The organism is Martelella sp. FLE1502 (assembly GCF_053484255.1).
The window spans coordinates 314,317-326,883 of sequence record NZ_JBAKFQ010000001.1 but is presented as its reverse complement, the minus strand read 5'-3'; the positions used below and the strand labels follow the sequence as shown (position 1 = coordinate 326,883).

Below are 12,567 nucleotides of genomic sequence, written 5' to 3'. Positions count from 1 at the left end.
CTGGCATGATACGACATATCGTTTTCTTCTCGGTTCCCGAAGGCGGGGATGCGGATGCGATCGAGGCCGGGCTTTCGATGCTGACCGAAAACCCGCATGCCAGCGTGCTGGAAATCGGGCGCAATACCCGCAGCGACCTTTATGACGAACAGGTCGATTTCGTCGTCTATGGCGAGTTCGAGGACGAGGCGGCGCTGGCGGCTTATCGGGCGCATCCGATCTATCAGAAGTCGACGGCGACGGTGCGGCCATTGCGCGAGATGCGGATGGCGGCGGATTACGATACTGAAAAGGCGGTGAAGACATCGCGTTTTGTGGGATAGTTGTTGGGGCGCTGTAGGTGGTTTGTCCCGGTAGGTTTTTCGTAGGGATAGACTCCCCCCTCACTGCCCCTTTCGGGGGATCTCTCCCCTCCGGGGCGAGAAGATTGGGGGGCTTTGCGGTTAGGCCGGCGTGATAGTCGGCGTCCGGTTGGGCGGTGTCGTTGCCGCTTCTGTATTTTTCAAAGCTCCGGTTCTCCGGGGCTTTTTTTGTTTTGAAAACAGAGAGGTGTGGCATGAAGATGCCCTTTCATCTGCCGGGACGGCGTCCGGCGGACGTGGTTTCCGCGTCCGAGAAAAAGGCGACGCCGGTGACGCTTTCGGCGCTTTCGATCAGCGGAGAGGCGCGGTGGACGGGACGGTCCTATGCCGCGCTGTCGCGCGAGGGATTCATGAGGAACCCGGTGGCGCACCGCGCGGTGCGGCTGATTGCCGAGGCCGCGGCGGCGATGCCCTGGCAGCTTTTCGATGAGGGCGCGCTGGTGAGCGATCATCCGCTGCTGGCGCTTTTGAAGCGGCCGAACGGGCGGATGAGCGGCTCGGATTTCTTCGAGGCGCTGTTCGGACATCTTCTGCTTTCCGGCAATGCCTATGTCGAGCCGATCCTTGTGGGCGAAACGCTCAGGGAGCTGCATCTGCTGCGGCCCGACCGGGTGCGGATCATCGAGGGGCGGGAGGGGTGGCCGGAGGCTTATGAATACCGGATCGGCGCGCATGCGAGCCGGTTCGCGGCCGAGGGCGACGGGCTGACGGTGCTGCATATGCGGCTGTTCCATCCGCTCGACGATCATTCCGGGCTTTCGCCACTGGCGGCGGCGCAGATGGCGCTGGACCTGCACAATGCGTCATCCGTTTGGAACAAGGCGCTGCTCGACAATTCCGCACGGCCTTCCGGCGCGCTGGTCTATCAGCCGAAGGATGGCGGCAACCTGACCGAGGAGCAGTACGAGCGGCTTAAGCAGGAGCTGGAGGACGGCTATGCCGGGCCGGTGCGCGCGGGCCGTCCGCTGCTGCTGGAAGGCGGGCTCGACTGGAAGGCGATGGGACTGACGCCGCGCGACATGGACTTTACCGAGGCGCGCAACGGCGCGGCGCGGGATATCGCGCTCGCCATCGGGGTGCCGCCGATGATGCTGGGGATCCCCGGCGACAACACCTATTCCAATTACCAGGAGGCCAATCGGGCATTTTACCGGCTGACGGTGTTGCCGCTGATTGCACGCACCGCCGCGGCGCTGACGAGCTGGCTTGCGCCGATCTATGGCGCGGGGCTGAAGCTGGAGGTCGATCTCGACCAGGTCTCCGCCCTTTCGGCGGAGCGCGATGCGCTGTGGACCCGGGTGTCCGGCGCTGATTTTCTCTCCGACGAGGAGAAGCGCGAGGCTGTCGGCTACTGAAAATGACCGGCGAATTTCAAGGAGTGGATATGGGCGAGAACACCATGCTGGCCGATGAACTGAAATATGCCGACCTGTCGCTGACCGACCTTGCGGGCGATGGGTCGTTTTCGGGCTATGCGAGCCTGTTCGGCGAGATCGATCTCGGCAAGGACATGATCGAGCGCGGGGCGTTTTCGCGCTCGCTGCAAAAGCGCGGCGCGGGCGGCGTGCGGATGCTGTTCCAGCACGACCCGTGCGAGCCGATCGGGACGTGGACGAAGATCCGCGAGGACGGGCGCGGGCTTTATGTCGAGGGCGTGCTTTCCGCCGACGTGGCTCGCGCCCGTGAGGTGCATGCCCTGATGAAGGCGGGCGGGCTCGACGGACTTTCGATCGGTTTCCAGACGGTTAGGGCGAGGACGGATCAAAAATCCGGCGTGCGCCGGGTGCTGGAGGCCGATTTATGGGAAATATCGATCGTTACCTTTCCGATGCTGCCTTCGGCGCGGATCGCGAATGTGAAGCAGGCGGGCGATATCTTTCCGACAATCAGAGAATTCGAGCGATGGCTGACGCGGGATGCCGGCCTCTCCCGAAAGGCGGCGCGCCGGTTTCTGGCCGGCGGCTATGACGCGCTTGTTGGCAGGCAGGATGCGGCCAATGGCGCAGACGGGGCGGATGACGACCGGCTTTTGGGCCTGTTGCGGCGGGCCAGCCGGATGATGTCGCCCTGACATCCATGGCGGGTGGCAGGCAAAAATGCCGCGCCCGTATTTCAACCGAAATTGCGAGAGGACAGGATTATGACCATGTCTCAGATGAAGGTTGCGCCGGAGATCAAGAGCGCGCCGATCAACCAGGCTTTCGAGGACTTCATGTCGAGCTTCGAGGCCTTCAAGGAAGCCAATGATCGCCGGCTCGGCGAGATCGAGAGCAAGATGGGCGAGGATGCGGTGACCCGCGACAAGGTCGACCGCATCAACCGCGCCATGGACGCCCAGTCGCGACTGATCGACGAGATGCAGCTGAAGAAGGCGCGCCCTTCGCTTGGCCGCTCGAACGCTCTTGCGGCGAGCGAGCACAAGGCGGCGTTCGAAAACTATATCCGCCGCGGCGACGAGCAGGGGCTTCGCGCCCTTGAGGCCAAGGCGATTTCGACGACCGAAAGTGATGGCGGCTATCTGGTGCCTGATGAGACCGACACCGAGATCGGCCGCCGGCTGACGGCGGTTTCGCCGATCCGGCAACTGGCGACGGTTCGTCAGGTGTCGGGCGCGGTGCTGAAGAAACCGTTCATCGCCTCGGGCTTTACCGCCGGATGGGTGGGCGAGATCGCCGACCGCGACCAGACCGCGACGCCGGACATTTCCGAGCTGTCATTCCCGACGATGGAGCTTTACGCGATGCCGGCGGCGAGCGCTTCGCTGCTGGACGATGCGGCGGTGGATGTCGAGAGCTGGATCGCCAGCGAAATCGACATCGCCTTTGCCGAACAGGAGAGTGCTGCCTTCATCAACGGCAATACGGCGACCATGCCGAAGGGTTTCCTGAGCTACACCAACGTGGCTGACAGCGCCTGGGAATGGGGCAAGATCGGCTATGTCGCGACCGGCGCGGATGGCGCGTTCAAGGCAGCGGACCCTTCCGATACGCTGATCGAGACGATCTATTCGCTGAAGGCGGCGCATCGCCAGAACGCGCATTTCGTGATGAACCGGAAGACGCAGGGCACGATCCGCAAGTTCAAGGATGATGACGGCAATTATCTCTGGCAGCCGCCGGCGGGGCTCGGCCAGTCCGCATCGCTCATGGGCTTCCCGGTGACCGAGGCCGAGGACATGCCGGATATTGCGACCGACGAAACGGCGATTGCCTTTGGCGATTTCGCCGCCGGCTATCTGGTGGTCGATCGCACCGGGGTCCGGGTTCTGCGCGATCCCTATTCGGCCAAGCCCTACGTGCTGTTCTACACCACCAAGCGCGTTGGCGGCGGGGTGCAGAACTTCGAGGCGATCAAGCTGATCAAGTTCGGCGAGGCGTAAGGCGAACGGCCCCGGCAAGCTGCCGGGGCCGTGTCTTCAGACAAACCTGCCCCGGCGCTTGCGTCGGGGCTTTTTCGTTGCCGGAGGAATTTTGACGATGAGCTATGCCCTGATAACGCCGCCCGCGGAAGAGCCGGTGAGCCTCAGCGAGGCCAAGGCGTTCATGCGCCTCGATGGCAGCGAGGAAGATGATTTTGTAGCGGCGCTGATCGTGGCCGCGCGGGAATATCTGGAAAGCGTGAGTGGTCTGGCGCTGGTGACCCAGACGTGGCGGCTTTACCGCGATGCATGGCCTGCCAGCGGCATGATTTCACTGGCGCATGGGCCGGTGCAGAGCGTCGATGCGGTGACCGCCTATGATGGCGATGGCGAGGCGACGGTGATTGCGCTCGACGGCGGACGGCTTGATGGCCGGGCGCGGCCGGCGCGGTTCTATCTGCCCGGCATGGGCGGATGGCGGGCCGGTGTCAACGGCATCGAGGTGGAGTTTACATCGGGTTTCGGGGCGGCGGCGGATGTGCCGGAGGTCGCCAGACAGGCGATCCTGCGCCATGTGGCGCACATGTTCGTGTTCCGGGGCGCGGTCGGGCCCGATCAGCAGCCGGCTGGAACGCCCGATGGCTATGACCGGCTGATCGCGCCGCTCAAGGCATGGAGGCTTTGATGCGCACGTTTGATCCGGGGGCGTTTTCGGCAAGGCTTCAGCTCATGGCCCCGACATTCACGCCGGACGGGCAGGGGGGCGCGACCGAAAGCTGGTCGGAGGTCGCAAAGCTCTGGGCGCGGGTGGAGCCGGTTTCCGTCGCTTTCGATGAGGAAGCCAATGGTGAGGTCGTTCGTTTGACGCACGAAATCTGGATGCGGATGCGGACGGATTTGATGCCAGGGATGCGGCTCACGCGCGGCGGGCGGATATTCAGGATCAATGGCTGGCGCGATCCCGACGAGACCGGGCGCTATCTGGTCTGCAGCTGCGAGGAGGTTGCGCCATGAGTTCAACTGAAAACGCGCTGCTTGCGGCGATCCATGCGGCGCTTTCCGGCGATGGCGAGCTGACAGGGTTGATCGGCGCGGATGCGATCTTCGACCGTTTGCTGAGCCGGCCGCGACTGCCTGCCATCGTCTTCGGAGAATGCATAACCACCGATATCTCAACGGTGGATGGCAAGCTGTTCGAGCATGCGCTGACGATCGAGATCTGGTCGGAGGCGCATGGGCGCAAGGTGTTGCAGGAGATCGAGGCGCGGGTGCGGGCGCTGCTCGACGATGCGGCGCTGTCGCTTTCCGATGCCACGCTGGTGAATCTTGCGCATCGTTCGACCAGGGTGAAGCGGGTGACGCGAACCGGCTATTTCCTCGCCGAGATGCGCTTTCGCGCGGTGACCGAACCGGCGTGAGCCGCAGATTTCCAGACAAACAACGGAGAGTTCCATGACGGCCCAGAAAGGCAAGGACCTGCTTTTAAAGCTGCATAATGGCAGCGGTTATGAAACCGTCGCCGGCCTCAGGTCGCGGCGGCTGGCGTTCAACGCGGAGACGGTGGACATCACCGATTCCGAAAGCGCCGGGCGGTGGCGCGAGCTGCTGGCCGGCGCCGGCGTTCAGCGGGCGTCCATGACGGCGTCCGGGATATTCAAGGATCAGGCATCCGACGAGACCGTGCGTGCGGCGTTTTTCTCCGCCGCGCTGGTGGAGGCGCAAATCGTGATCCCGGGGTTTGGCACTGTGGCCGGACCGTTCCAGATCTCGGCGCTCGAGTATAGCGGCCAGCACAATGGCGAGGTTCAGTTCGAGATCGCGCTGGAATCGGGCGGGGCCGTCAGCTTCGGAGCGGCAGTATGAGCCGCGGCGGCAATGGGCGGGCGAACCGCCATCGCGGCGAGGTGGAGGCGGTGTTCGACGGCGAGCGGCGGATCCTCTGCCTGACGCTGGGGGCGCTGGCGGAGCTGGAAACCGCGTTTGCGGCCAATGGCCTGGCTGACCTCGGCAGCCGGCTTTCCTCGGGCGGTCTCAAGGCGCGCGATCTGATCGCGATCATCGGCGCCGGACTGCGCGGCGGCGGCAATGCGATCGATGACGAGGAGGTGGCCGCCATGGGCCTGGAAGGCGGCGTCGCGGCCTATGCAAGCCTTGTCGGCGAACTTCTGACCGTGACGTTTACGGGAGGGGACTCGCCCAAGGCGGCGGCGGACCCTTCCTAGCCGCAGCGGCAGAGCCCCAACCTCCCATCGCCGAACCGTTCCCCTGGCGGGCGGCGATCCATACCGGGCTCTGTACGCTGCGGCTTTCGCCGGACGCGTTCTGGGCGCTGTCGCCGATGGAATTCGCGGCGATGGCGGGCGCGTTCGCGCCGGCCGAGGGCTATCCGACGCGGGCGGCCCTCGACGATCTGATGACCCGCTTTCCCGACAGATGAGGACGTTTCATGGACATTGAAGAGACGAGTATCGATGGCGCACGCGAGAGCGCCAGCACGCTTTACGACGTGCTGCTCGATCTGGAAACGCAATCCGACCGGTTTGCGGGCGCGCTTACCACGGCGCTGAAGGACGCAACGCTTGGCGGCAAGGGGTTGCAGACGGTGCTGGGCGATCTTGGGCGTCGGTTGAACGACCTGGCGCTGAACGCGGCACTGAAACCGCTGGAGGGCGTGATCTCGAGCCAGATCGGTTCGCTGACGGGCGGGCTGGTGGAGGCCGTGGCCCATGCCAAGGGCGGGGTGCCGGGCAGGATCACGCCCTTTGCCGCCGGCGGCATCGTTTCGACGCCGACCTATTTCGGCATGAATGGCGGCCTGGGGCTGATGGGCGAGGCTGGCAGCGAGGCGATCCTGCCGCTGAAACGCGGCGCTGATGGTTCGCTTGGCGTAGCCGCAGGTGCCGGTGGCGGGGCGCGGATCGTCTTTAATGTCTCGACGCCGGATGCGGAGAGCTTCCGCAAGAGCGAGGGACAGATCTCGGCGATGCTGGCGCGGGCGGTGCGTTCCGGCCAGCGCAATATCTGAGGAGCGGCCATGAGCGCGAGTTTTCATGAGGTGCGGTTTCCGCTGCGCCTTTCACTCTCGGTGAGCGGCGGGCCGGTGCGGCGCACCGATATCGTCAACCTCTCCAACGGTCACGAGTCCCGTAACCAGCGATGGCGGGATTCGCGGCGGTCCTACGACGCGGGCTCTGCCGTGCGTTCGGTGGCCGATCTTTATGAGTTGATGGCATTTTTCGAGGCGCGCGGCGGCCAGCTTTACGGGTTCCGCTTTCGCGATCCGGTCGATTTCAAATCCTGCGGGCCGCTTGCCGAACCGGCAGCCGGCGATCAGTGGATTGCGACCGGAGACGGCGCGACGACGGGCTTTCAACTGATCAAGACCTATGGCGACGGCGCGGCGTCCTGGACCAGAACGATCCAGAAGCCGGTGGCCGACAGCGTGAAGGTCTCGGTGGATGGCGTTGCCGCATCCGGATTTTCCGTCGATGCGGCGAGCGGGCTTGTGACGTTTGCGGCTCCGCCCGCGAACGGCGCCGCGATTTTCGCGGGCTATGAATTCGATGTTCCGGTACGCTTCGATATCGACCGCATCGACATCAACATGAAGGCGTTCAATGCAGGCAGCGTGCCATCGGTGCCGCTGGTGGAGGTCAAGCCATGAGGGAGATCGAAGCGGGCCTTCTGGCCCACCTTTCCGAAGATGCAACCACGGTGTGTTCCTGCTGGCGAGTGGTGCTGAAGGACGGCACGGTCATGGGCTTTACCGAACACGACCACGATCTCCACTTCGCATCCACGACCTTTCTGGCGGCGAGCGGGTTTGCGGCGACGAACCTCGAGACGGAGGAGGGGCTTGCGGCCAGCACCAGCGAGGTCGCGGGCGGGTTCTCCAGCGCGGCGATAACCGAGGAAGCGCTGGCGGCCGGGCAGTATGACGGGGCGCGGGTGGAGGCCTATCTGGTCAACTGGCGCAACCCATCGCAACACCAGCGGATGTATGTGCACGAAATCGGCGAAGTGACCCGTGAGGGCGGCGGATTTACGGCGGAGTTGCGGTCTGTGACGCACCGCCTGTCCCAGCCGCAGGGGCGCAGCTTCTCGCGCCGTTGTGATGCCGCGCTCGGAGACGGGAAATGCGGGTTTAATCTGGCCACGCCGGGGTTCACCGCGACCGGGACCGTTGTCGCGGTCGATAGCGATGCGCAGTTGACGGTATCGGTCGGTGGCGCATTTGCTACGGGCTTCTTTTCGTTCGGCGTTCTTTCGTTCGAGAGCGGGGCGCTTGCCGGCACGAAAGCGGATATCGAGACCAATCAGGGTGCGGGCGGGTCGATGCGGCTGGAGCTCTGGCTACCGCTGGAGGAGGCGCCGGAGATCGGCGATGCGGTGCGGCTGACGGCGGGCTGCGACAAGTCGTTTTCCACCTGCCGGGCAAAGTTCGGCAACCATCTCAACTTCCGGGGTTTCCCCCATATGCCGGGCGCGGACTTTGCCTATTCCTATGTGAATGGCGAGAGCGAGCATGACGGTCGGGCGCTCTACAAATGACGGCGCTTGGCGACGCGGCCGTGGCTGCGGCTGAAAGATGGCTCGGGACGCCCTATCGCCACCAGGCAAGCGAATGCGGACTTGGATGCGATTGCCTCGGTCTGATACGCGGCGTCTGGCGGGAGCTCTATGGTTTTGCGCCCGAGAAGGCGGCGCCCTATGCCGCTGATTGGGCGGAGCGGAGCAACGAGGAGCGGCTGCTTGATGCGGCGCTTCGCTATTGCGGGCCGGCGATTGCGATCGGCGCGATGCAGCCGGGCGATATTCTTCTGTTCCGCTGGCGGGCGCAGTTTTCGGCCAAGCATGCCGGCATTTTGTGCGGACCCGACCATTTCATCCATTCCTATGAACAGGCGGGCGTGATCCGCTCCGCCCTTGTTCCCGCGTGGCGGCGCAAGGTCGCAGGCGTCTTCCGCTTTCCCGACCGAGATTGAGGTTTCAGCATGGCAACTATCGTGTTTCAGGCGGCCGGCGCCGTGTTCGGCGGGCTGCTCGGCCCGTTCGGTGCGGTTGCCGGCCGGGCGATCGGCGCTCTTGCCGGCAATGCGCTGGACGGCCTTATCTTTTCCGGCGGGCAAAAGGTAAAGGGTAGCCATCTTTCAAGCGCGCGGATTGGCGGCGCGGAGGAGGGCGCTGCGATCCCCCGGGTTTACGGCACGTCGCGCATCGGCGGAACGCTGATCTGGGCAACGCGGTTCGAAGAGGAAGTGACCGAGGAGCGCACCGGCGGCAAGGCCGCGGGCTCGACGGTCGAGAGCTTTGCCTATTTCGGTAACTTTGCCTATGGCCTCTGCGAGGGACCGGTGGCGGCGATCCGACGCGTGTGGGCGGACGGTCGCGAACTCGATCTCGAAAATATCGAGATGCGGTTTTACCCCGGCTCGGACAGCCAGTTGCCCGATCCGCTGATCGAGGCGAAGCAGGGGGCTGGCAATGCTCCGGCCTATCGCGGGCTTTGCTATGTCGTGTTCGAGCGCCTGCCGCTGGACACGTTCGGCAACCGGATACCGGTGATCCAGTTCGAGGTGCTGAAACCGACAGGCTCGCTGGAAAGCCAGATCCGAGCGCTCGCGATCATTCCGGGGGCGACCGAGCACGGGCTTTGTCCGTTTCCCGTGACCGAGGCGCTGGGCAGCGGCCAGCAGCGGATCATGAACCGCAACACGCTGACGCGGGCGACCGACTGGGAAGCCTCAATCGACGAGTTGATGGCGTTGTGCCCCAATCTGGAGCGGGTGGCGCTGGTGGTGGCATGGTTCGGCTCTGACCTGAGGGCAGGGGAATGCCGGATCGAACCGGGCGTGGAAACGCCCTTCCGGAGGGAAGAGAGTACGCCCTGGCGGGTCTCGGGCATTGCCCGCGGCCAGGCGCATATCGTTTCCACGCATGAGGGCGGTCCGGCCTATGGCGGCACGCCCAATGATGAAGGACTGATCGCGGCGATCGCCGATCTGAAGGCGCGCGGTATCGAGGTCTATCTCTATCCGTTCCTGATGATGGACGTGCCCGCGGGCAATGGTTTGCCCGACCCGTATGGCGGCTCCGAGCAGCCGCGTTACCCTTGGCGCGGGCGAATAAGCTGTCATCCGGCGCCGGGCCAGCCCGGCACCACCGACCGCAGCGCCTCTGCCCGTGCCCAGGTGGAGGCGTTTCTGGGCACGGCGGAGAACCATCAGTTCAACACCTTTGGCGGCGGGGTGAATTTTACCGGCGATGACAAGGGCTATCGCCGGTTCATTCTGCATTACGCGCATCTGGCGCGTGCCGCAGGCGGCGTGGACGGGTTTATTATCGGCTCCGAAATGCGGGGGCTGACCTCCGTGCGTGACGGGAGCGATGCCTTTCCCTTCGTGGAAGGGCTAATCGCGCTTGCGGCCGATGTGCGCTCTGTCCTGGGCCTCAGGGGGCGGGTGACCTATGCCGCCGACTGGAGCGAGTATTTCGGCTACCATCCCGCCGATGGCAGCGGCGATGTCTATTTCAATCTCGACCCGCTATGGGCGAACCACAATATCGCGGCGGTCAGCATCGACAATTACATGCCGATTTCAGACTGGCGCGACAGCGATCTGGGCGCTGAAAACCCTGATGGATTCAAGGTCGCGAACGATCCGGATGGCTTTTGGGGGCAGGTTGCCGGCGGCGAGGGCTATGACTGGTACTATGCCAGCGATGCGGATCGGGCGGCACGTGTGCGAACGCCGATCACCGACGGCCTTGCCGGCAAGCCCTGGGTCTATCGCTACAAGGACATCCAGAACTGGTGGGCAAACCCGCATTATAACCGCGTCGGCGGGGCGGAATCGCCGACGCCGACGGCCTGGGTGCCAATGTCGAAGCCGATCTGGTTTTCCGAGCTCGGTTGTGCCGCCGTCGACAAGGGGGCCGGGCAGCCGAATGTCTTTGCCGATCCGAAATCGGCGGAATCGGCGTTTCCCTATTTTTCGAGCGGACAGCGTTCCGATGCCGAGCAGCGCCGGTTTCTGGAGACGCAGCTTTCCCGGTTTGAAACCGTGGAGACGCCCGTCGATTTCGGGCATATTTTCCTCTGGTGCTGGGATATCAGGCCCTATCCCGCCTTCCCGCAAAACTCCGACCTATGGACCGATGGCGACAACTGGACAACCGGCCACTGGCTGAACGGACGGCTGGGGGCGACGACGCTTGCCGACACGGTGCGTGCGCTTCTGGCTGACCACGGTTTCCACGATTGCGACGTGCGACTTTTGAACGGCGATCTGACGGGCTATCAACAGGCCGATATCGACAGCGCCCGCAATTTGATCGAGCCGCTGCTTTCGCTGTATTCCGCCGATACCATCGAACGCGGCGGCGTGCTGCAGTTCCGCTCCCGGCTCAGGGCGAGCCTGCCGCCGGCGACGATCGACGTGACGGCGGAGCTCGCGGAGGCCGGGCGCTTCAGGGAAAAGCGCAGCCATGAGAGCGACCTTGCCGGCGAGGCGGTGGTGTCATACTTCGACCCCTTCACCGATTATGAGCAGGCGAATGTGCGTTCCAGCCGCGTTGTCGCGGTCAATGACCGGGTGTTGCGCTATGCGCTGCCCACGGTGCTGCCGGAAACCACGGCGCTTTCGCTCGCGGGCGACATGCTGCGGGAGAACCGGATTGCGGTGAGCACCCTCTCGATCGATCTGTCCCCGCAGGCGCGTGGTCTGGAAGTGGGCGATGTTGTGCGTATCAGTGACGGGCCGGCTGGCCGGTTCATGGTCACGCGCGCCGAGCTTGGCGAGACCCTGAAGATCGAGGCGCGCTCTTTTGCGCCGCTTGCGGGCGCTCGGTTTCCGCCTGTGGACCGGGGCCGGGTTCACGAAGATGCGTCCGATGGGTTTGCGCCGCGGGTGGTTTTTCTGGATCTAGCCCGCGACGGCGGCGGCGCGGCGGAGAGCTTTGCTCGTATCGCTGCGTTTGCGAGGCCATGGCGTCGCATTTTTGTTTCCTCGTCCGCTGCCGCTGAAGGATATGGAGCCAATGTGGTGATCGAGAGGCCGGCTGGGACCGCGCGTCTGGCGGAGGCGCTGTCGCCTGGCGTGAGCGGCCGGTTTGACTTCTCCGAGGATCTGGTCATCGACCTCGATTTTGGCGGCCTTTCCTCGGCTTCGAAAGACGCTGTGTTGAGCGGAGCCAACCGGATCGCGGTTCGCGCCGGTAACGGCGTTTTCGAGATTATCGGTTTTCTCAACGCTGTCGAGATAGCAGCAGGGCGCTGGCGGCTCACCGGACTGCTGCGGGGGCTTCACGGGACCGAAGACGCCATGATGGCCGGGGCGTTGCCGGGCAACGACGCGGTTGTTCTGGGCGATGCGGTGATTCCCGTCGGCCTGAACGCGCGCCACATCGGTCTTGCGCGCAATTACGTGATCGAGGCGGCCTATGGGCAGCAGGATCCGAAAGGGCCTTACGTCTTCGCCGGCGGATTGCGGGCAGAGACGCCGCTTGCGCCGGTTCATCTGCGCGCGCGCCGGATGGCCTCCGGGGACATTCATTTCAGCTGGATCAGGCGATCGCGGCTCGACGCGGATGACTGGGCGGCAGCCGAAATACCGCTGGACGAGGATATCGAGCGCTACCGGCTCGAGCTGTTCGACGGCGCGACAATGGTGCGGCGTATCGAGATGGGCGTTGCGGAATTTCTGTACGCGGCGAGCGATCAGGCCGACGACTTCGGGACGCTGGCCGGCGCGATGACGGTCAGGCTTTGCCAGCTCGGACGCAAGGTGCCGCTCGGCATCCCGCTGACCGCAGAAATAAACCTTCCCAACTGACAGAAAGGAAAAT

Annotated in this window: 15 protein-coding genes; all 15 read left to right on the top strand. The window is 64.4% G+C overall.

Features of this window, described 5'->3' with window-relative positions; genetic code table 11:
• Positions 1-5: 5 nt before the first annotated feature.
• Positions 6-323: a Dabb family protein gene (locus tag V6767_RS01510; protein ID WP_448471788.1), complete on the top strand. Its 318-nt coding sequence runs from the start codon at positions 6-8 to the stop codon at positions 321-323.
• A 233-nt stretch (positions 324-556) separates the two neighbouring features.
• Entirely contained in the window at positions 557-1,717 is a 1,161-nt protein-coding gene (locus V6767_RS01505) for a phage portal protein (RefSeq protein WP_448471787.1), read from the top strand.
• Between the two features lie 29 nt (positions 1,718-1,746).
• Entirely contained in the window at positions 1,747-2,433 is a 687-nt protein-coding gene (locus V6767_RS01500; RefSeq protein ID WP_448471786.1) for an HK97 family phage prohead protease, read from the top strand.
• 69 nt (positions 2,434-2,502) lie between these two features.
• Complete coding sequence (locus V6767_RS01495) at positions 2,503-3,741, top strand: phage major capsid protein (RefSeq protein ID WP_448471785.1); 1,239 nt, start codon at positions 2,503-2,505, stop codon at positions 3,739-3,741.
• A gap of 97 nt (positions 3,742-3,838) precedes the next feature.
• Complete coding sequence (locus V6767_RS01490) at positions 3,839-4,405, top strand: head-tail connector protein (protein ID WP_448471784.1); 567 nt, start codon at positions 3,839-3,841, stop codon at positions 4,403-4,405.
• Entirely contained in the window at positions 4,405-4,734 is a 330-nt protein-coding gene (locus tag V6767_RS01485) for a phage head closure protein (RefSeq protein WP_448471783.1), read from the top strand. The genes V6767_RS01490 and V6767_RS01485 overlap by 1 nt, the downstream gene beginning before the upstream one ends.
• Complete coding sequence (locus tag V6767_RS01480; protein WP_448471782.1) at positions 4,731-5,138, top strand: DUF3168 domain-containing protein; 408 nt, start codon at positions 4,731-4,733, stop codon at positions 5,136-5,138. The genes V6767_RS01485 and V6767_RS01480 overlap by 4 nt, the downstream gene beginning before the upstream one ends.
• 34 nt (positions 5,139-5,172) lie before the next feature.
• The gene (locus V6767_RS01475) at positions 5,173-5,583 is read left to right on the top strand and encodes a phage major tail protein, TP901-1 family (protein WP_448429778.1); all 411 of its coding nucleotides are present in this window, start codon (positions 5,173-5,175) and stop codon (positions 5,581-5,583) included.
• Positions 5,580-5,942, top strand: coding sequence for a gene transfer agent family protein (locus tag V6767_RS01470; RefSeq protein WP_448471781.1), 363 nt, complete (start codon positions 5,580-5,582; stop codon positions 5,940-5,942). Before V6767_RS01475 ends, V6767_RS01470 begins: the two co-directional genes overlap by 4 nt.
• Before the next feature lie 26 nt (positions 5,943-5,968).
• Complete coding sequence (locus V6767_RS01465; protein ID WP_448471856.1) at positions 5,969-6,157, top strand: rcc01693 family protein; 189 nt, start codon at positions 5,969-5,971, stop codon at positions 6,155-6,157.
• A 9-nt stretch (positions 6,158-6,166) separates the two neighbouring features.
• Positions 6,167-6,745: a phage tail tape measure protein gene (locus tag V6767_RS01460; protein WP_448471780.1), complete on the top strand. Its 579-nt coding sequence runs from the start codon at positions 6,167-6,169 to the stop codon at positions 6,743-6,745.
• A gap of 9 nt (positions 6,746-6,754) precedes the next feature.
• Positions 6,755-7,384, top strand: a complete 630-nt coding sequence (locus V6767_RS01455; RefSeq protein ID WP_448471779.1) for a phage distal tail protein, Rcc01695 family — start codon at positions 6,755-6,757, stop codon at positions 7,382-7,384.
• Positions 7,381-8,271, top strand: coding sequence for a DUF2163 domain-containing protein (locus tag V6767_RS01450; RefSeq protein WP_448471778.1), 891 nt, complete (start codon positions 7,381-7,383; stop codon positions 8,269-8,271). The genes V6767_RS01455 and V6767_RS01450 overlap by 4 nt, the downstream gene beginning before the upstream one ends.
• Positions 8,268-8,705, top strand: a complete 438-nt coding sequence (locus tag V6767_RS01445) for an NlpC/P60 family protein (protein WP_448471777.1) — start codon at positions 8,268-8,270, stop codon at positions 8,703-8,705. The genes V6767_RS01450 and V6767_RS01445 overlap by 4 nt, the downstream gene beginning before the upstream one ends.
• Positions 8,706-8,714: 9 nt before the next feature.
• Positions 8,715-12,554 (top strand): baseplate multidomain protein megatron, encoded by a 3,840-nt coding sequence (locus V6767_RS01440; RefSeq protein WP_448471776.1) that lies wholly within the window; start codon positions 8,715-8,717, stop codon positions 12,552-12,554.
• Positions 12,555-12,567: the final 13 nt, after the last annotated feature.